Genomic DNA, 18,513 nt, shown 5'->3' with positions numbered 1-18,513 from the left:
AAGCGCCACGGCCCGTGCGGTGATGACCGGACGGGCCGTGGCGCTTAGCGGAGGGTGTTAGGCCTTCGGGCTGGCTGCGGATTCAACCTTCAGCTTGCCGCTGGCGATGTCCTTCTTGATCTGGTCCAGCTCGGACTTGAGTTCGGCCGGAACCTGGGAGTCCATGTCGTGGAACGGGGCCAGCTGGACGCCGTCGTTCGCGAGGGTGCCAACGTACGGCTTGTTGGTGAACTGGCCGTCCTTGTCCTGCTTGACGACCGTCTCGACGGCCTGGCCCATCTGCTTCATGACGGAGGAGAGCATAATGTCTTTGTAATCCGGTGCCGTGAGGAAGCCGTCGGAGTCAACCCAGATGAGCTTGACGTCCTTGCCGGCTGCCTTGGCTTCCTGGAGGGCCGCGCCTGCACCCTTGCCGACCGGGCCGGCGACGGGCATCACGATGTCGGCGCCCTGGTCCAGGAAGTTCTGGGTGAACTGCTTGCCCTTGTCCTGCTTTTCGAAGTCGCCGGTGAAGGAGCCGTCCTGCTTGGCCTTGTCCCAGCCAAGGACCTTGACGTTCTTGCCCTTCTGCTCGTTGTAGTACTTCACGCCGTCGGCGTAGCCGTCCATGAAGATGGTGACCGTGGGGATCTTGATGCCGCCGAAGGTGGCGACCGTTCCGGTCTTGGTGGTGCCTGCTGCCAGGTAGCCGGCGAGGAACGCGGCCTGGGCCGTGTCGTAGATGATCGGCTTGACGTTGCTGACCGGGGTGTCGTAGCCGAAGTCGATGATGGCGAAGTGCTTGTCCGGGTTCGCGGTGGCCTGGGACTTGGTGGCGTCACCGAGAAGGAAGCCGACCGTGACGGTCAGGTTGCAGCCGGCGGAGACCATGGCGCGCAGGTTCGGCTCGAAGTCATTGTTCGTCTTGGACTCGGCCTGGTTCATCTTCAGGCCCAGCTCCGACGTGACCTTCTTCAGGCCCTCGTAGGAGGACTGGTTGAACGACTGGTCATCGAACCCACCCGAGTCGGACACGATGCAGCCCTTGTAGTTGCTGGCGGTGTTGGTGGCGGTGCTGGCCTCCGGGGCAGCCCCGCAGCCAGTCAGCAGGAGTGCAGCCGCGCCCGCGGTGGCGACCCCGGCCACTGATCCGCGCTTGAGGGTGGCACGCAGAGAGTTCTTCAATTTTCCTCCAGGAAGAAAGATTAGGCGCTACGACGGAAGTTCAATGAGTGTCTGTCTGCGGTGTTCCGCTGATCTCTGTTGTCACTGATGGATTCGCAGCACTGCGCCGAGGCGCACTGATGGAAGCTACTTTAGTGGCCTGCGCCACGTGCACGTAGCAGACTTCACAGCAATTACCCAGATTGTTGAGAACTTGTTACCTAGGGGTAGCCGGGCCATCCTGCCAGCGAAGGCGCACAAACGCCTCCGGCGCCGGTCCCCGCAGGAACTGGCGCCGGAGGCGTCGTAGCGGGAAAACAGCGCCGGAGGCGTCGTAGCGGGAAAACAGCGCCGGAGGCGTGTGTGTATCTGGTGGGGCGCGCTCGTCGGGCTACAGCCGGACGAGCATCTTGCCGGTGTTGGCGCCGTCGAGCAGGTCCATGAAGGCCTGCGGGGCGTTCTCCAGGCCGTCCACCACAGTCTCGTCATAGCTGACCGTCCCGTCGGCGAGCCAGCCGGACATGGCCTCGACAAACTCGGCCATGTGCTGCCAGTAGCCGCCGACAAGGAAGCCCTTGAGCGTCAACTGCTTGCCGATCGCCTGCATGAGGTTCCGCGGCGCCGGCGTTGGCTCGGTTGCGTTGTACTGCGAAATGGCGCCGCACATGGCCACCCGGCCACCGACGGTGAGCGCGGACAACGCGGCCTCGAGATGCTCGCCGCCGACGTTGTCGAAGTAGACGTCAATCCCGCGCTCACCCGCGGCTGCGGCTAGCTGTTTGGCCAGAGGGCCGTCGTGGTAGTTGAACGCGGCGTCGAAGCCGAGGTCGAGGAGCCGCGCCACCTTCTCCGGCGAGCCCGCGCTGCCGATCACGCGGGACGCGCCCATGGCCTTGGCGATCTGGCCCACGAGCGAGCCGACAGCGCCGGCGGCGCCCGAGACGAAGACGACCTCGCCGGGTTTGAGCTCGGCGACCTTGAGCAGGCCGGCGTAGGCGGTCAGGCCGGTCATGCCGAGGGCGCCGAGGAACGCCGAGGCTGGGGCCAGGTCCGTGCGCGCCGGGGTGGTGGCCGCGGCATCGACGACGGCGTATTCCCGCCAGCCGAGGCTGTGCACGACGGTATCGCCGACAGCGCGCCCGTCGGCCCGGGACGCGATGACTTCGCCAACGGCGCCACCATCCATCGCGGCATCGAGCGCAAACGGCGCGGAGTAGGACTTGACGTCATTCATGCGCCCGCGCATGTAGGGGTCCACCGAGATGTAGAGGTTGCGGACCAGGACCTGGCCGTCCTGCAGTTCGGGCAACGGCGACTCGGCGAGGCGGAAGTTCTCCGGCACGGGGCGGCCGTGCGGACGGGATGCCAGCTGGATCTCTCGGCTGGTGGCGGGCAGGGTGGGAGTTTCGGTGTTGGTGCTCATGCGGCGACCTCCAGGATCGTGATGTCGACAGTGATGTTGCCTCGGGTGGCGTTGGAGTAGGGGCAAACCTCGTGGGCCTTGGCCACGAGGGCCTCAGCGGTTTCGCGGTCCACGGCGGGAAGGGCGATCTCGAGTTCGGCGGCGATGCCATAGCCGGTGCCGCCGTCGAGGGCGCCGAGGTGGATCCTCGCGGCGACGGCGGAATCCGTCAGGTCAGCTTTTTGCTGGCGGCCGACCAGACGGAGGGCCGAGTGGAAGCACGCGGCGTAGCCGGCGGCGAAGAGCTGCTCGGGGTTGGTTCCTGCCCCGTCGCCGCCGAGTTCCACCGGGCTGGCGAGGGTGACGCTGAGCTTGCCGTCCTTGCTGACGGCGGTGCCGTCGCGGCCTTCGCCGGAGGCCAGGGCCTCGGCTGTGTAGAGGGTCTTCATGGGGTTTCCGTTCTGTCGGCGGGAAAATTTTTGGTTGAAAAACGCGGGGCAGGCTCAGCGGGAAAGCCATGCGGGGGAAAGCCGTTGTGGGGAGGTTTCTGCGGGGAGGTCTCAGTGGGAGGCGTGGAGCGCGTTGGCCAGCCGCCCCAGGGTGTCGCGGAGCTGGTCCAGTTCCGCGGCCGTGAGGCCGGCGGCGTCCGCCAGGCGCTGCGGGATACCGCTGGCCCTGGCTCTCAGGGCGGCGCCGGCGTCGGTGAGGAAGACCTCCACGCGGCGCTCGTCCTCGGCGGACCGGCGGCGTTGGACGAGGCCTAGTGCTTCGAGCCGCTTGAGCAGCGGCGACAGCGTGCCGGAGTCGAGTCCGAGCTCCTCCCCCAGTTCACGGACGCTGCGCGGCTCCGCTTCCCAGAGCACCAGCATGGCGAGGTACTGCGGGTAGGTCAGGCCGAGCTCCTCCAGCATGGGCCGGTAGGCGGCCGTCGCGGCGCGCGAGGCCGAGTACATCGCGAAGCACACCTGCCGGTTCAGGCGGAGCGCTTCCGGGCCGGCGGTGCGGGCCTCTTCTGGCGTGGTCATGACTCCACCGTACTGCACAATTCGATTGCGGGCAATTCAGTTGTGCACAACTCAATTATGCCAGCGCGGCGCCGTCCCAGCCGCGGGCGCCGAGTTTCCCCACGTTTGACGGGTGCCGACGGCGTGTCGGCCTGCACCGACGGCGTGTCCCGACGTAGTGCCGGCATAGGTGGGGAAACTCCGCGCGGCGGTCCTGGCCCGGTGCAGCGGGGCGGGCGCGCGGCGGCGACGGCCCGGTGTAGGGGCCCGGGCGGAGGTAAGAGTCGCGGGTAACTGCGGGATTTACAGATCGCGGATGGTGCGCAGGGCCGCGGCCGTGAGCACCTGGATGCCGAAGCCGAGCGCCCGCTCGTCAACGATGTAGTCGCCGCGGTGGAGGTCGTACTCTTCACCGCCGGGGGTCTTGGTGCCGAGGCGCATCATGGCGCCGGGGGTGTCGGCCAGGAACCAGGCGAAGTCTTCCCCGCCCATGGACTGCGGGGTCAGGACCACGGCGCCCTCGCCGATTTCGGCGCGGGCCGCCGCCTCGATCAGCGCGGTCTCGTGTTCGGAGTTGACCACCGGCGGAACACCGCGGGTGTGTTCCAGGTGGACGTCGACGCCGTAGGGCTCGGCGATCTGCCGGATGATGTCGTCGAGCAGCTCGCCGGCGTCGTGCCAGGCCTCGCGGTCCAGGCACCGCATGGTGCCGGCCATGTAGCCGCTTCCGGGGATGGCGTTCGGGGCCGAGCCTGCGGAGATCTGGCCCCAGACCACGGACACGCCGCTGCGGACATCGACGCGGCGCGAGAGCACGGCGGGAACATTGACCGCGATCTGCGCCAGGGCGAAGATCAGCTCCTCGGTCAGGTGGGGGCGCGAGGTATGGCCTCCGCGGCCGGAGAGTTCAATCTTGATGGTGTCCGAGGCCGAGGTGATGGCCCCGATCCGGGTGCCGACCTTGCCGATCTCGATCCGGGGATCGCAATGCAGCGCCAATATGCGCGGCACGCCTTCCAGGACCCCCTGCTCGATGCACGCGTTGGCGCCGCCGGGCATGGTTTCCTCGGCCGGCTGGAAGATGATCCGGACCGTCCCCCGCAGCGGGGACTGCTCATGCATCCGCTGCAGGACCAGCGCAATGCCGAGCATGGTGGTGGTGTGCACGTCGTGGCCGCAGGCGTGGGTCACGCCGTGGTTCTTCGAGGCGAACTCAAGGCCCGTTTCCTCGATGATCGGCAGGGCGTCGATGTCCCCGCGCAGGGCGGTCGCAATGGGACCCTGTCCGACGTCGACCGTCAGGCCCGTGCCCTCGAGGCGGCGGGGTTTGAGCCCGGCTTCCTCGAGCCGCTTGGCCAGTTTGTCGGTGGTGCGGTACTCCTTGAACGAAAGTTCCGGGTGCGCATGGAGGTCGCGGCGGAACGCGATCAGCTCCGGCAGGAGGGGCTCCAGCCACGGCCCCACGAGAGTCGTGGGCTCAGCTTCAGTCGAGTAGTTGCGCACGGAATAACTCTAGCGAGCGGACAATAAATAGCGGCATCGGGTACGGCGCGTTACGGATTGCTGAACATTGCACATGCCTGATTCGCTCCAATCCGCCTACAGGACGTCGGTGTCGCCCTTGGCCTTGATGGCATCCACGGCCTGCTTGACCCGCTGCGAGTGTTCCTTGGTGGTGACCAGCAGGGCGTCCGGGGTGTCAACGATCACGACATCCTTGATGCCGATCAAAGCGATCACCCGCTTGGTATCGGAGACCACCACGCCACTGGCGTTCTCGGTGAAAACGCGTGCGCCCTCGCCCAGTACCGTGACCTCGTCGACTTCCTTGGCGCTGTTGAGGCGGCCCACGGAGGCGAAGTCCCCGACGTCGTCCCAGAGGAACGTTCCGGGCACCACGGCGACGTCGCCCGCGGCGGCGGCCGGTTCGGCGACGGCGTAGTCAATGGCGATCTTGGGCAGCATGGGCCACACCCGGGCAGTGACGGCGTCGCGCTCCGGGGTGTCCCAGGCCTTGGCGATTTCCTGGAGTCCGGCGAAGAGCTCGGGCTGGTTGGCCTCGAGGTGCTTGAGCATCAGCGAGACCGGCGCCACGAACATGCCGGCGTTCCAGACATATTCCCCGCTGTCGACGTACTGCTGGGCCACTTCCTCGCTGGGCTTCTCCACGAACTCCACCACGGACTGCGCGCTGGGCGCGTCGGGGATGTTGAGGTTCGCGCCGGAGCGGATGTAGCCGAATCCGGTGGAGGGATGGGTCGGTTTAATGCCGATGGTGACGATCTTCCCCGCGGCTGCGGTGTAGACGGCCTCACGGACGGCGTCCTGGAAGAGGTCGTCCGGGCTGATGACCTGGTCCGCAGCGAACGAGCCCATGATGGTGTCCGGGTCCCGCTCGTGGAGGATGGCCGCGGCGAGGCCGATCGCTGCACCGGAGTCCTTGGGTTCGCTTTCCAGGACAAGGTTGGAGTCCAGGACCTCAGGCAGTTGGCGGCAGACTGCTGCCTTGTGGGCGGCGCCGGTCACCACCAGCACGTGCGTGCCGGCGACGGGCTGGAGGCGGTCATAGGTCGCGCGCAGCAAGGTGCTGCCCGAACCGGTGAGGTCGTGAAGGAATTTCGGGGCTGCTGCCCGTGACAGGGGCCAGAGACGGGTCCCCACCCCTCCCGCCGGAATGACCGCAATAAATCGGTCCAGCGGTGAATCCTGGCTTGTCACTTTGTCTGTAGTCATCACGGCTACTTTAGCCGACGGCGGCCGAATCAGCCCCGATTGGGCCGGGATCGCGCCCTTCCAGCCCCTGCGGCCACGGCCGCAGTAACACACAAATGTGGCGTTTGTCTCAAAACCGGCGCAAAACCGCGCCGGGGCCTGTCAACAAGGGGTTCCTAAATTGAATAAGCTGTGAGCGAAGCCTAGATTTAGGCTTGAGCTTACGAGTGCTCTCGCAGCAGGCGTTCCCCCCGCGTGGATCCCATGCCAGCGCCGCTGTGTTGCAGGGAGGTTTATTCAGTGCCGACAAAACCAGCTGGCACCTTGTACCGCGGCCGTGAAGGCATGTGGTCCTGGGTTGGACACCGCATTACCGGTGTAGTGATTTTCTTCTTCTTGTTGGTCCACGTGCTGGACACCTCATTGGTGCGTGTGTCCCCCGAGGCCTACACCGCAGTGATTGGTACTTACAAGAACCCCCTCATGGCCCTGGGTGAAACGGGCCTCGTCGCGGCGATCGTGTTCCACGCCTTCAACGGCCTGCGGATCATCGCCGTCGACTTCTGGAAGAAGGGTGCCAAGTACCAGCGCCAGATGCTCTGGACCGTCCTGGGTCTCTGGGTCGTCGTCATGGTCGGCTTCTCCATCCGCCACCTGTCCCTCGCCCTTGGAGGTCACTAAGCCATGACTGCAACCATTCAGCCCCCGCGTAGTGGAAACCCCAGTAGCGGAAAGCCCAGTAGTGGCAGGATCGCGCCCAAGTACCGCCGCAGCGGCGGTTCCAAGGGCAACTTCGAGATGCTCGCCTGGCTTTTCATGCGTCTCTCCGGCGTCGTGCTGGTGGTGCTGATCTTCGGCCACCTGACCGTCAACCTGCTGGTCGGCGAAGGCATCCACGCGATCGACTTCGGCTTTGTGGCCGGCAAATGGGCCGACCCGTTCTGGCAGTTCTGGGACCTGGCCATGCTGTGGCTCGCCATGCTGCACGGCACAAACGGCGTCCGCACGATCATCAATGACTACGCGGAAAAGGACGCCACGCGCCTGTGGCTGAAGATCGTGCTTTACGCAGCCACCACGGTCATCATCGTCCTGGGCACTCTGGTCATCTTCACGTTCAATCCGTGCCCCGTGGCCAACGGCGTCCAGCTTCCCGGCGGCTTCTGCCCGGCGCCATAAACGGCAAAGGCCGTAACGGCGGAACCGCCGCGGACCCCTGCCCGTTCGGGCAAGAACTTGCGGTCCGTCACGGCAACTGATCTTGCCTGCCGAGCGCAGGCGAAGATTGCATGAGAATTCACCGGCAGGCGCGGCCTGCCGGTGGGTTATAGCGAATTTTGAGAGAAAGAGCGTCTGGTATGCAGGTCCATAAGTACGACGTCGTGATCGTCGGTGCCGGTGGCGCCGGGATGCGCGCGGCGATCGAATCAGGTCAGCGCGCCCGAACAGCAGTACTGACCAAGCTCTACCCCACCCGGTCCCACACCGGCGCGGCGCAGGGCGGCATGTGTGCGGCCCTGGCCAACGTCGAGGAAGACAACTGGGAGTGGCACACCTTCGACACCATCAAGGGTGGCGACTACCTGGTTGACCAGGACGCCGCCGAGGTCATGGCGAAGGAAGCGATCGACGCCGTCCTGGACCTGGAAAAGATGGGCCTGCCGTTCAACCGCACGCCCGAGGGCCGCATTGACCAGCGCCGTTTCGGTGGGCACACCCGCGACCACGGCAAGGCACCGGTCCGCCGCGCCTGCTACGCCGCCGACCGCACCGGCCACATGATCCTGCAGACCCTGTACCAGAACTGCGTCAAGCACAACGTTGAGTTCTACAACGAGTACTACGTCCTGGACCTGCTGACCGTCGAAGAGGATGCTGTCCGCGAGGACGGCACGCCGTACAAGCAGAAGCGCGTCGCCGGCGTCGTGTCCTATGACCTCGCCTCCGGCGAGCTGCACGTCTTCCAGGCCAAGTCCGTGGTGTTCGCCTCCGGCGGCGCCGGCAAGGTCTTCAAGACCACCTCCAACGCCCACACCCTCACCGGTGACGGCATGGGCATCGCGTTCCGCCGGGGCATCCCGCTGGAGGACATGGAGTTCTTCCAGTTCCACCCGACAGGCCTGGCCGGCCTGGGCATCCTGCTCTCCGAGGCTGCCCGCGGCGAAGGCGCGATCCTGCGCAACTCCGAGGGCGAACGCTTCATGGAGCGCTACGCACCCACCATCAAGGACCTCGCCCCGCGCGACATCGTGGCCCGCTCCATGGCCAACGAAGTCCGTGAGGGACGCGGCTGCGGCCCGAACAAGGACTACGTCCTCCTGGACCTGACGCACCTTGAGCCTGCGCACATCGACGCCAAGCTGCCGGACATCACCGAGTTCGCCCGCACCTACCTGGGTGTCGAGCCGTACACGGAGCCGGTCCCGGTGTTCCCGACGGCGCACTACGCCATGGGCGGCATCCCCACCAACATCACCGCCGAGGTCCTCCAGGACAACGACACGGTGGTCCCGGGCCTCTACGCCGCCGGCGAGGTCGCCTGCGTCTCCGTCCACGGTTCCAACCGCCTGGGCACCAACTCGCTGCTGGACATCAACGTGTTCGGCAAGCGTGCCGGCATCGCCGCGGCCGAATACGCCAAGACCGCCGACTTCGTGGAGCTCCCCGCTGACCCGGAGGCCTACACGTTGAACCTGCTGGACCACGTCCGCACCGCTGACGGCACCGAGAAGGTCGCTGCGATCCGCAAGGAACTGCAGGACACCATGGACGCCAACATGCAGGTGTTCCGCACCGCCGACACGCTGAACCAGGTCCTGAAGGACATTGCCTCCTTCGAGGAGCGGTACCAGCGCATCAGCGTCCAGGACAAGGGCAAGCGCTTCAACCTGGACCTGCTCGAGGCCGTGGAGCTGGGCTTCCTGCTGGAGCTCGCCAAGGTCATGACCGTGGCGGCCCTGCACCGTGAGGAATCCCGCGGCGGCCACTTCCGCGAGGACTTCCCCGAGCGCGACGACGAAAAATTCATGAAGCACTCCATGGCGTACAAGGATGAGCATGCTCCGGCGGACGGTTCCGCAGAAGCAGTTGCGGGCATCCGGCTTGGCACCAAGCCGGTGGTCTTTACGCGCTACGAGCCGATGGTGAGGAAGTACTAAGATGAGCGCTGAACTCGCTGAGCCAGCATCCAAGATCGAACTGCCCGCCGGCGTCGGCGGCGGCGGGGAGATCCCGTCCTTCGACGTCACGCTGCGCGTGCGCCGCTACAACCCGGAGGTCTCCGAGGACGCCACGTGGGACGACTTCAAGGTCACCATGTACGGCACCGACCGTGTCCTGGACGCCCTGCACAAGATCAAGTGGGAGATGGACGGCAGCGTCTCCTTCCGCCGCTCCTGCGCCCACGGCGTCTGCGGCTCCGATGCCATGCGCATCAACGGGCGCAACCGCCTCGCCTGCAAGACCCTGCTGAAGGACCTGGACACGTCCAAGCCCATCACGGTCGAGCCGATCAAGGGCCTGCCGGTGGAGAAGGACCTGATCGTGGACATGGAGCCGTTCTTCCAGTCCTTCCGTGAAGTCATGCCCTTCCTGATCAACCGCGGCCACGAACCCACCAAGGAACGCCTGCAGTCCGCCGAGGACCGCGAACGGTTCGACGACACCACCAAGTGCATCCTGTGCGCCGCGTGCACCTCGTCCTGCCCGGTGTTCTGGACCGACGGCCAGTACTTCGGCCCGGCCGCGATCGTCAACGCGCACCGCTTCATCTTCGATTCCCGCGATGACGCCGGTGACATGCGCCTGGAGATCCTCAACGACAAGGAAGGCGTGTGGCGCTGCCGCACCACCTTCAACTGCACCGAAGCATGCCCCCGCGGCATCCAGGTCACGCAGGCAATCGCCGAGGTCAAGCAGGCCATTTTGTCCCGCAAGGTCTAACAACAGCTCGGCAGAACCAAGAGAAAAACGACGACGGCGCCTCTCACCTTTTGGGTGGGGGCGCCGTCGTCGTTTTCCCCCTCACACGAAAGGGGACACCGTGTCCCGCTCAGAAAAAGTCTCTTTCCAGGGTTCCACCGGCGAACTGCTCTCCGGCATCATCGACGTCCCGGAGGGGCCGGTGAAGGGCTGGGGCGTGTTTTCGCACGGCTTCACCCTGGGCAAGGACAGCCCCTCGGCCTCGCGGATGTGCAAGGCCCTAGCGGACAACGGCGTGGGGATGCTCCGGTTCGACAACCTGGGGCTCGGCGAGTCCGCGGGAATGTGGTCGGAGGGATCCTTCAGCCACAAGGTGGCCGACACCGTCAAGGCCGCCGAATTCATGCGGGACTCGGAGCGGCGCGTGTCCTTGCTCGTGGGCCACTCGTTCGGCGGCGCGGCCGTCCTGTCCGCCGCACGGCAGATCCCGGAGCTCAAGGCCGTGGCCACGGTGGGGGCACCCTTCTCCCCAAAACACGTGGCCCACGTCTTTGACGCGGCGCTGGACCGGATCCTGAGCGACGGAAGCGCCGAGGTGGACCTTGGCGGCAAGCGGGTTCAGATCCGCCGGCACTTCGTCGAGGACCTCGAAAACGCCGACCTCACGGACTGCATCCATCAGCTGCACAAGCCGCTCATGGTGCTGCACTCCCCCACCGACAACACGGTGGGGATCGAAAACGCCAGCACCATCTTCCAGACCGCACGCCACCCGCGCAGCTTCGTCTCGCTGGAGGGCAGCGACCACCTCCTGACGGGCAAGGGCCAGGCGGCCCGTGCGGCGAAGATTATTTCGGCGTGGGCCGACCAGTACCTCGACGCCTGAACGCGGTGGACAGCGACCTCCGGCGGGCCCGGGGCTCTACCGGCGTCTTGCCCGGCTGGACCTGACGGGCACCCCAGCCGGTGGTCGCGGTGGCGGGCTCGGTCTCAAGGTCCTTCTCCCGGATCGCCACCCACGCGGCGCAGATCACATAGACCTGGCTGACCAGGTTGAACCAGATCAGCAGGCCGATGATGATGGCGAAAGGCGCCAGAATGGGGTTCTTGCCGGCACTGGCCAGCAGCTGGGTGCTGAAGATCTGCAGAACGGTTGCGCCCACCGCGGCGAGACTGGTCCCTTCCAGCAGTGAGCGCCGGGCCGGTTTCAGCCCGGCGGCCACCCGGTACATGATCAGGGCGGTACCCCAACCGAGCAGCAGCGGCACGAGGATCGTGATGGAGGTCGTCAGGGGCCCTGCTACCAACGGATCAAGGCCTAGCTGCTCGGTCACCCATCCCGCGGCCGTACCGAATATCAGTGAGGCTGCGGAGCTGATCACCAGGGCCACTCCCATCAGGAGCAGTGTGCCGACGTCCTTGAGGATCTGCAGGATCGGATTCATCAGCAATGGGCCGACCTGCATCATGCCCCGCACTCCGTCGCGGATGCCGCTGATCCAGCCCAGGGACGTGAACACCGTCACCACAGCGGCGATCCCGGCTGCCCAGCCCAGGCTGGTGGGGTTCAGCAGTTCCTGGGGATCAACCAGCCCCGGGTTGCCGTTCACCTTCAAGAGGCCCGGCGCGGCGGCGGCCACACTCTTGATGATCTGGTCCAGCAGGGCCGGATGCCCGCTGAGGACGATGCCGGCGATGGAGAATCCGGTGGCCAACAGGCCCGTGATGGAGAAGAACATCCTGAACCCGATGCCGGCACTCAACAGCGGGCCGTGCTGGCGGAGGTAGTGCGCGTACGCGCGCGCCGGTAACAGCGTGTTGACGCGGGCCAGCAGCCACGCCACCATGGCCATCAGCGACCCGATCCATCCGCCCCCGGAGCGTCGAATCCTTCCCCACTCGACCCTCTTGCGGATGACTTCCAGTTTCAGCCCGGCCAGATCGGTGGGAAGCGGCGGCTTATCGGGCGTCTGCGGTGCCGTCCGGGCCTCTGTGGTCAGGTTTGGTCCCAAAGTCAAGCTCTTCCCGTAGCTGCCAGATGCCGTTGTCGTCGTGCTCGTAAAGTCCCATGCTAGCCACAGGGAACGTGGCCCTGTAGTCCTTGAGGACCGTTTCGGCCTCGTCGAGGCTTTCCGGGGCGACGTCGTGGGCGACAGTAACGTGCGGATGGTAGCCGAACGGCAGTTCCCGCTCCAGCGGGCCGGACTGCAACTGGCGGTGCAGGTTCACGCAGTCTCCGAAGCCGTCCTCGACGTTCAGGAAGACCACCGGAGACACCGGCCGGAAAGACCCGGTCCCCGCGATGGTCACCGTGAAAGGCTCCTGCCTGCTCGCCACGTCCCGTACATGGCGTTGGGTCGCGTCCCAGTCCTGCGTCATGGTGGTGGTGACCAGCGTGATGTGGGCCGGGACGACGGCGGCCATCGGGTCCCCGAAGGATGCCCGCCAGCGCTGGAGCTCCTCAGCGATGTCCGCCGGGAACCTCAGGATCACACCGATGCTGATGCCTTCGCTGCGCTGTCCGTTCGACGTGGCGGCTTTCGCGGTGACTTTGCTGACGGAGGACATTGACCTAGCGGACTCCGGCCAAGCTGAGGGACGGCAGGAAGCCCATCCGCTCGTAGACCCGGGCAAGCGTGACTGAGGCAATCTCGCGGGCACGCTCCGCGCCTTGGGCCAGGAGCCGGTCCAGCTCCGCGGGATCGGCCATCAGCTCGTTGGTGCGGTTCCGCAGCGGCGTGAGGAATTCGACCATCACCTCGGCCAGATCCGTCTTAAGGTGTCCGTACATTTTGCCCTGGTACTCGGCTTCCAGCTCAGCCACGGGCTTACCGGTCAGCGTCGAATAGATGGTCAGCAGGTTGGAGACGCCGGGCTTGCCTTCAGGATCAAAGCGGATCTCCGTTCCGGCATCGGTCACGGCGGACTTGATGCGTTTGGCCGCGAGCTTGGGGTCTTCGAGCAGCTGGATGGATCCGTTGGGTGACTCGCCCGTCTTGGACATCTTGACCGCAGGGTTTTGGAGGTCGTAAATCTTGGCGCTGGCCTTGAGGATGGTCGCCTCCGGCACCGTGAATGTCTCCCCGAAGCGCGTGTTGAAGCGCTGCGCCAGGTTGCGGGTCAACTCAAGGTGCTGGCGCTGGTCCTCTCCCACCGGCACCAGGTCGGTCTGGTACAGCAGGATGTCGGCTGCCATGAGGGTCGGATAGGCGAAGAGGCCCAGGGTCGCGGCTTCCGCGCCAGACCTCTGGGTCTTGTCCTTGAATTGCGTCATGCGGGATGCCTCGCCGAATCCCGTGATGCAGTTCAGTGCCCAGGCCAGCTGTGCGTGTTCGGGAACATGTGACTGCACGAAGAAGATGGACTTGTCGGGATCGATCCCGGCCGCAATGTACTGAGCCGCCACCACACGGGTCCGGTTTGCCAACTCGGACGGCTCAAAGTCGACAGTAATGGCGTGGAGGTCCGGGATGAAGAACACGGCGTCGTATTCGGACTGCATGTCCACCCAGTTGCGCACGGCACCGATGTAGTTGCCCAGGTGCAGGGAATCCGCGGTGGGCTTGGCGCCGGAGAGAATGCGCTTCTGAGCGGCAGCAACGGTTGAGCTAGTCATGTTGATAAAAACCTTCGGACTCTAGAGCCGGTAGTCCACTACCAGCGGGGCGTGGTCGGAGAAGCGTGTGTCCCAGGACGCTGCCCGGTCAACAACGGCTGACACTGCGGCAGCAGCGAGAGCGGGCGTGGCCATGTGGTAATCGATGCGCCAGCCGGTGTCGTTGTCGAAGGCCTGGCCCCGCTGCGACCACCAAGTGTAGGGGCCGTCGACGTTACCCGCCAGGCCCCTGTGAACATCCTTCCAGCCGATTTCTTCGCCGAAGAAGCGGTCAAAATAGGCCCTCTCCTCCGGCAGGAAGCCGGCACGTTTCACGTTGCCCTTCCAGTTCCTGATGTCCAGCTCCGTGTGGCCGACGTTGAGGTCGCCCACCACCAGCGCGTGGTCACTGTGTTTGGTGAGTTCGGGCAGGCGCTTGACCATGACGTCGAGGAAACGGAACTTATCGTCCTGTTTGGGAGTGCCGGCCTCGCCCGAGTGCACGTAGGCGCTCGCAACGGTCAGTCGTGAAGCTTCCCCGGCTGCATCGCGCACGGTGTAGTCCGCCTCGACCCAGCGTCCGGTGGTGGCGAAGAAGTCATCGCCGATGCCCACCCGGGTTGCGACGGGCTCTTCGCGAGAGGCGATGGCAACGCCGGCGCGTCCCTTGGCCTCAGCCTCGGCGTGGAGGATGTACCAACCCTCACCGAGCAGTTCCGCAACGACCGCATCGGGCGCACGGACCTCCTGGAGGCACAAAATGTCTACCTCGCGCGGCTCAAGCCACTCCGCCATGCCCTTCTTGTAGGCGGCACGCAGGCCGTTGACGTTGACTGACGCGATGCGAAGGTGGTCCTTCTTCAATGCCGAGCTCACGCGATCCACTCTAGTCGATGATGGTTCCGCTAACGGGTGCGTCGTCGCCGCCCGAGGATTTGATCATGTCCCGCGCGTTGGTGGCGGTGATCTCGATGGTCTCCAGGGCACGGCTGATCGTGTCGCGGTCCGCGGCCTCGCCCTTCGCGCGCTCCTGCTCGATGACGCGGATCTGGACCTGGACGATCTTGAAGGAGTGGTCGAGCTTCATGTCACGGACGCCGTCCGATTCGCGGCGTTCGCTGACTACGCGGGTGCCGCCCTGGTCAGCGCTGCCTGCCGCCGGCGGCCGCCCGGCCGCGGCGTTGAAGGCGTTCTGGGCCTCGTTCAGCCTGGCCCCGGCCTTCTTCGCGGCCTTCTGGATGCTGAACACCACGAAGGAGGCCAGCGCCAGCCAGAAGCCGGCGATGATCGCCACGATCCAGCCCACGACGTCGTTCTGGTTGGCCGCGAAGATCACGGCCACCACGAACGCGATGATGAAGACCAGCAGCCCCGGTCCGCTGATGCGGAACATGGAGAACCGGCCCCTGGCCGAGCTGTCGTTGGACGTGGACGAGGAGCTACCCAGAGATTGCATGAGCCCATTATCGCAAACGGGACCGGCCCACGGCTGCGCTTCCACCCCGGGCGAACGGGCAGCGGGGCCGGCCTGCGGGCGGTCTGCGCCCGCCGGCCCCGCCGAAAGGACGGGCCCCTAGGACAAGACCAAGCAGAACGGGTGCCCGCTGGGGTCCGTGTAGACGCGGAAGGATTTTCCGCCGCCCCTTTGGCGCGTGGCGCCGAGCCGGAGGACCTCGGCCTCGCCGGCGTCGAGGTCCCCAACCATGACATCCACGTGCATCTGCTGCGGATGCTCGGCGTCGGGCCACTGCGGGCGGACCAGCCGTTCGACGCGCTGGAAGGCGACGGCGGGCCGGTCGGCGGCGTCACCGATCGAGATCCAATCCGCGTCTTCCTGTACCCGGATCATGCCCAGCAGCTCCTGGTAGAAGCCTGCAAGGGTGTCCGGATGCTCGCAGTCGATCACGAGTGCGTGCCATTTGCCGATCATGGGATCTCCTTAACTTGGGGAATGGGCGGTGGTCGGCCGCGGCCCTTATTTGAGGAACAGCTTGCGCAGGCGGCTCGTTGTGAGCAGGACGCCGAGGGCAATCATGACGAGGTAGTAGCCGATGTGCACGGCGGTGGCCGGGGTGAACACACCCACGCTGATCTGGCGCAGCAGTTCCACACCGTGCCAGAGAGGCATGGCCTGGATGAACCACTGGATGGACTGCGGGTAGACGCTGAGCGGGTAGAACGTGGCGCTGAAGAGGAACATCGGCAGCATCACGAAGTTGATCCAGTCCATCTGCTGGAACGTCTTCATGAAGCTCGTGATCCCCATGCCGAAGCTCGCGAAGCCAAAGGCGATCAGCACCGAGGCCGGGATCATCAGGATGGCCCACGGAGTGGTGATGAGGCCCATCAGGCCCATCACGGCTGTGAAGCCGGTGGCGTACATGGCCCCGCGCAGCAGGGCCAGGAAGATTTCGCCCATGGCGACATCCAGCGGCCCCAGCGAGGTGTAGAGCATGCCCTGGTACAGCTTGGCGAAGTTCATCTTGAAGAAGACATTCCAGGTGGAGTCATACACGGCGCCGTTCATGGCGGACACGGCCAGCAGTGCGGGCGCGATGTATGCGGCGTAGCTGATCTCCTGCCCGCCCGGACCCTGGACGGAACCGACAATGGCGCCCAGTCCCACGCCCATGGAGATCAGGTACAGCACGGGTTCGAAGAACCCGGAGACCATGACCATCCAGTTGCTGCTCTTGGTGGCCATGAGCCCGCGGGCGACGACGGCGCGGACGTTCCGGGAGTAGATGGGCCCGAAGCGCCGGCGGCGTGCGGCTTCCGTGACGCTGTGGTCCCCTGCGTTGAAATTTCCGGTCAGGACGCTCATGAGGCCATCCTTTTGGCGAACTGGCGTTTGGTCAGGACCCAGCCGACAGCCGCCAGGCCCAGCAGGAAGACGAGGTGGACGATGGTGAGCCACGGCTCTTCCTCATAGCCGTAGCTGACCACGCGGCCAAGTTCCGTTCCGTGCCAGATCGGTGAGATCCAGCCGATCCAGCGGACGCCGAGGGGAAGCGTGTCCAGCGGGAAGAACGTGCCGGAGAACAGGAACAGCGGCATGACGATGAACCGCATGACCATGGCGAACTGGCCCCGGTCTTCCTTGATGGTGGCCGCGTAGGCCATGAGCGGCAGGCCAAAGGACAGGCCGGCGAGCGTGGCGATGAGGATCGAAACCCAGCCCCAGGCGCCGGGTGAGGCGCCAAACAGCGCAACCACGGCGCAGTAGATGGCCGACTGCAGCAGGAAGCGGACGGTGACGGCGATGATCTGGCCGCCGGCGATCTGCTCCGGGGTCAGCGGCGAGGCGTGCGGGCCGTAGTAGACGCGCCGCCATTTGAAGCCGTCCATCACAGGAAACGTGAACTCGTTGGCGGCCGTCATGACGGCCGACGAGATCAGCAGGGCCGGCGCGATGAACGTCAGGTAGCTGACCCCGCCGAATACGCCGGCGCCGTTGGCCTGCACCAGCGTGGCCAGGCCAACGCCCATCGCGAACAGGTAGGCCACCGGCTGGCCCACGCCATACATGACGATGGTCCAGCCGTAGCCCTTCATGACGCGGAGAACCTGCTCGGCGTAGAAGAAGGCGCCCCAGCGGCGGGCGCGGGCGGCCGAGACTTCCGGCGAGTGCGCGCGCAGGACCGGCGCCGCCGCCGTCGTGGCCGCCTGTATTGCCAACTCTGCTTTCTTAGTCAACTAGGCTCCTGCCGGTCAGGCGCAGGAAGACGTCTTCGAGCGAGGAGCGGCGGACCAGCGAGGTGACGGGCCGCAGGCCCCGGGCGGTGACCTGCTCCAGGGCGGCCTCGCCGTCGTGGGCGTAGATGAGCACCCGGTCCGGCAGGGTCTCGAGGCGTTCGCCGATGCCGTCGAGCTCCGCGCCGACGCTCGCATTGCGCTCCGAGCCGAAGCGCAGTTCAAGGACCTCCCGGGTGGAGTATTCGCGGATCAGGCTGGCCGGAGATCCTTCGGCCATGATCTTGCCCTTGTCCACTACGATCAGGCGGTCGCACAGCTGCTCGGCCTCGTCCATGTAGTGCGTCGTGAGGATCAGGGTGACGCCCTGTTCCTTGAGCCGGAACAGCCGGTCCCAGAGGATGTGCCGCGCCTGCGGGTCCAGACCCGTGGTCGGTTCGTCCAGCAGCAGGATCCGCGGCTCGTTGATGAGCGAGCGGGCGATTGTCAGGCGGCGCTTCATGCCCCCGGACAGGGCGTCCACTTTGGACTTGGCCTTGTCCGTAAGCTGGGCGAATTCGAGCAGCTCGTCGGCCTTGGGTTTGAGGTAGCTCATGGGCAGGCCGAAGTAGCGGCCGTACACCAGCAGGTTGTCCCGGACTTTCAGTTCCTCGTCCAGGTTGTCCTGCTGCGGCACTACGCCCAGGTGGGCGCGGACTTCCGGCCCGTGCTGTTCGGGGTCCAGGCCCATGATGCTCAGGCTGCCGGAGGTGCGCTGCGAGACCCCGCCGATCATCTTCATCGTGGTGGACTTGCCGGCGCCGTTGGGGCCCAGCAAGCCGAAGGCTTCCCCGGCGGGGACACGGAAGGAGATACCGTCGACGGCGGTGACGTCGCCGTAGCGTTTGGTGAGGTTTTCGGCGGTGATGACGTACTGGAGAGCGGCGTCAGAGGGGCTGCTCACGGGTGATTCTTTAGAGGCAAGTTCGGACACCCGCACTACGGTAGTGGATCCCCGCAAACTATGAAAGAGTCTTTTCGTAAAAACTCCTGACGTATCCGTT

The 18,513-nt window shown here is 65.7% G+C and carries 20 protein-coding genes; 5 read left to right on the top strand and 15 right to left on the bottom strand.

Going from position 1 to position 18,513, the window contains the following annotated elements:
* Nucleotides 1-57 precede the first annotated feature (57 nt).
* From BLQ10_RS00365 to BLQ10_RS00340, 6 genes are all read right to left on the bottom strand, one after another.
* Entirely contained in the window at nt 58-1,164 is a 1,107-nt protein-coding gene (locus tag BLQ10_RS00365; RefSeq protein WP_091557025.1) for a BMP family lipoprotein, read from the bottom strand.
* Nucleotides 1,165-1,534: 370 nt separating this feature from the next.
* A complete protein-coding gene (locus BLQ10_RS00360) occupies nt 1,535-2,566 on the bottom strand; it encodes an NADP-dependent oxidoreductase (protein ID WP_091557022.1) in 1,032 nt (343 codons plus the stop codon).
* On the bottom strand, nt 2,563-2,994 hold the full coding sequence (locus tag BLQ10_RS00355; RefSeq protein WP_091557019.1) for an organic hydroperoxide resistance protein: 432 nt from the start codon (nt 2,992-2,994) through the stop codon (nt 2,563-2,565). The genes BLQ10_RS00360 and BLQ10_RS00355 overlap by 4 nt, the downstream gene beginning before the upstream one ends.
* Nucleotides 2,995-3,105: 111 nt before the next feature.
* Nucleotides 3,106-3,570, bottom strand: a complete 465-nt coding sequence (locus BLQ10_RS00350) for a MarR family winged helix-turn-helix transcriptional regulator (protein WP_091557016.1) — start codon at nt 3,568-3,570, stop codon at nt 3,106-3,108.
* 282 nt (nt 3,571-3,852) lie between these two features.
* Entirely contained in the window at nt 3,853-5,052 is a 1,200-nt protein-coding gene (locus tag BLQ10_RS00345; RefSeq protein ID WP_091557013.1) for an amidohydrolase, read from the bottom strand.
* Between the two features lie 96 nt (nt 5,053-5,148).
* Complete coding sequence (locus BLQ10_RS00340) at nt 5,149-6,282, bottom strand: mannose-1-phosphate guanylyltransferase (protein ID WP_091557011.1); 1,134 nt, start codon at nt 6,280-6,282, stop codon at nt 5,149-5,151.
* Nucleotides 6,283-6,561: 279 nt separating this feature from the next.
* On the opposite strand from BLQ10_RS00340, the gene sdhC reads away from it, so the two are divergent.
* From sdhC to BLQ10_RS00315, 5 genes are all read left to right on the top strand, one after another.
* On the top strand, nt 6,562-6,942 hold the full coding sequence (sdhC, locus tag BLQ10_RS00335) for a succinate dehydrogenase, cytochrome b556 subunit (RefSeq protein WP_091557009.1): 381 nt from the start codon (nt 6,562-6,564) through the stop codon (nt 6,940-6,942).
* Nucleotides 6,943-6,945: 3 nt separating this feature from the next.
* Nucleotides 6,946-7,440: a succinate dehydrogenase hydrophobic membrane anchor subunit gene (locus BLQ10_RS00330; protein ID WP_091557007.1), complete on the top strand. Its 495-nt coding sequence runs from the start codon at nt 6,946-6,948 to the stop codon at nt 7,438-7,440.
* Between the two features lie 179 nt (nt 7,441-7,619).
* Nucleotides 7,620-9,419, top strand: a complete 1,800-nt coding sequence (gene sdhA / locus BLQ10_RS00325) for a succinate dehydrogenase flavoprotein subunit (protein ID WP_091557004.1) — start codon at nt 7,620-7,622, stop codon at nt 9,417-9,419.
* A 1-nt stretch (nt 9,420) separates the two neighbouring features.
* The gene (locus tag BLQ10_RS00320; protein WP_026537821.1) at nt 9,421-10,203 is read left to right on the top strand and encodes a succinate dehydrogenase iron-sulfur subunit; all 783 of its coding nucleotides are present in this window, start codon (nt 9,421-9,423) and stop codon (nt 10,201-10,203) included.
* 100 nt (nt 10,204-10,303) lie between these two features.
* Entirely contained in the window at nt 10,304-11,068 is a 765-nt protein-coding gene (locus BLQ10_RS00315) for an alpha/beta hydrolase family protein (RefSeq protein ID WP_091557001.1), read from the top strand.
* Here the strand turns inward: BLQ10_RS00315 and BLQ10_RS00310 are convergent.
* The 9 genes from BLQ10_RS00310 to BLQ10_RS00270 form a co-directional block, all read right to left on the bottom strand.
* On the bottom strand, nt 11,031-12,194 hold the full coding sequence (locus BLQ10_RS00310; protein ID WP_175558440.1) for a YihY/virulence factor BrkB family protein: 1,164 nt from the start codon (nt 12,192-12,194) through the stop codon (nt 11,031-11,033). The two genes, BLQ10_RS00315 and BLQ10_RS00310, sit on opposite strands and share 38 nt — an antisense overlap.
* Nucleotides 12,142-12,750 (bottom strand): 2'-5' RNA ligase family protein, encoded by a 609-nt coding sequence (locus BLQ10_RS00305; RefSeq protein ID WP_091556996.1) that lies wholly within the window; start codon nt 12,748-12,750, stop codon nt 12,142-12,144. The genes BLQ10_RS00310 and BLQ10_RS00305 overlap by 53 nt, the downstream gene beginning before the upstream one ends.
* 4 nt (nt 12,751-12,754) lie before the next feature.
* Complete coding sequence (gene trpS / locus BLQ10_RS00300) at nt 12,755-13,798, bottom strand: tryptophan--tRNA ligase (protein WP_091556993.1); 1,044 nt, start codon at nt 13,796-13,798, stop codon at nt 12,755-12,757.
* Between the two features lie 21 nt (nt 13,799-13,819).
* Nucleotides 13,820-14,653 (bottom strand): exodeoxyribonuclease III, encoded by an 834-nt coding sequence (locus BLQ10_RS00295; protein ID WP_091557881.1) that lies wholly within the window; start codon nt 14,651-14,653, stop codon nt 13,820-13,822.
* Nucleotides 14,654-14,663: 10 nt separating this feature from the next.
* Entirely contained in the window at nt 14,664-15,233 is a 570-nt protein-coding gene (locus BLQ10_RS00290; protein ID WP_091556990.1) for a hypothetical protein, read from the bottom strand.
* Nucleotides 15,234-15,350: 117 nt separating this feature from the next.
* Nucleotides 15,351-15,707 (bottom strand): VOC family protein, encoded by a 357-nt coding sequence (locus tag BLQ10_RS00285; RefSeq protein ID WP_091556987.1) that lies wholly within the window; start codon nt 15,705-15,707, stop codon nt 15,351-15,353.
* A gap of 45 nt (nt 15,708-15,752) precedes the next feature.
* The gene (locus BLQ10_RS00280; RefSeq protein ID WP_091556984.1) at nt 15,753-16,601 is read right to left on the bottom strand and encodes an ABC transporter permease; all 849 of its coding nucleotides are present in this window, start codon (nt 16,599-16,601) and stop codon (nt 15,753-15,755) included.
* On the bottom strand, nt 16,598-17,473 hold the full coding sequence (locus BLQ10_RS00275; RefSeq protein WP_254785330.1) for an ABC transporter permease: 876 nt from the start codon (nt 17,471-17,473) through the stop codon (nt 16,598-16,600). Before BLQ10_RS00275 ends, BLQ10_RS00280 begins: the two co-directional genes overlap by 4 nt.
* On the bottom strand, nt 17,466-18,413 hold the full coding sequence (locus BLQ10_RS00270; RefSeq protein ID WP_091556982.1) for an ABC transporter ATP-binding protein: 948 nt from the start codon (nt 18,411-18,413) through the stop codon (nt 17,466-17,468). The genes BLQ10_RS00275 and BLQ10_RS00270 overlap by 8 nt, the downstream gene beginning before the upstream one ends.
* Between the last annotated feature and the right edge of the window lie 100 nt (nt 18,414-18,513).

The organism is Arthrobacter sp. ok362 (genome assembly GCF_900102785.1).
Taxonomy (GTDB): Bacteria; Actinomycetota; Actinomycetes; order Actinomycetales; family Micrococcaceae; genus Arthrobacter.
This window is presented reverse-complemented; position numbering and strand designations above follow the sequence as displayed.

Coding starts and splice junctions, on each gene's coding strand:
- BLQ10_RS00360 (WP_091557022.1), bottom strand. CDS start 2,566: ATGAGCACCAACACCGAAACTCCCACCCTGCCCGCCACCAGCCGAGAG.
- BLQ10_RS00355 (WP_091557019.1), bottom strand. CDS start 2,994: ATGAAGACCCTCTACACAGCCGAGGCCCTGGCCTCCGGCGAAGGCCGC.
- BLQ10_RS00350 (WP_091557016.1), bottom strand. CDS start 3,570: ATGACCACGCCAGAAGAGGCCCGCACCGCCGGCCCGGAAGCGCTCCGC.
- BLQ10_RS00340 (WP_091557011.1), bottom strand. CDS start 6,282: ATGACTACAGACAAAGTGACAAGCCAGGATTCACCGCTGGACCGATTT.
- BLQ10_RS00330 (WP_091557007.1), top strand. CDS start 6,946: ATGACTGCAACCATTCAGCCCCCGCGTAGTGGAAACCCCAGTAGCGGA.
- sdhA (WP_091557004.1), top strand. CDS start 7,620: ATGCAGGTCCATAAGTACGACGTCGTGATCGTCGGTGCCGGTGGCGCC.
- BLQ10_RS00320 (WP_026537821.1), top strand. CDS start 9,421: ATGAGCGCTGAACTCGCTGAGCCAGCATCCAAGATCGAACTGCCCGCC.
- BLQ10_RS00305 (WP_091556996.1), bottom strand. CDS start 12,750: ATGTCCTCCGTCAGCAAAGTCACCGCGAAAGCCGCCACGTCGAACGGA.
- trpS (WP_091556993.1), bottom strand. CDS start 13,798: ATGACTAGCTCAACCGTTGCTGCCGCTCAGAAGCGCATTCTCTCCGGC.
- BLQ10_RS00290 (WP_091556990.1), bottom strand. CDS start 15,233: ATGCAATCTCTGGGTAGCTCCTCGTCCACGTCCAACGACAGCTCGGCC.
- BLQ10_RS00285 (WP_091556987.1), bottom strand. CDS start 15,707: ATGATCGGCAAATGGCACGCACTCGTGATCGACTGCGAGCATCCGGAC.
- BLQ10_RS00280 (WP_091556984.1), bottom strand. CDS start 16,601: ATGAGCGTCCTGACCGGAAATTTCAACGCAGGGGACCACAGCGTCACG.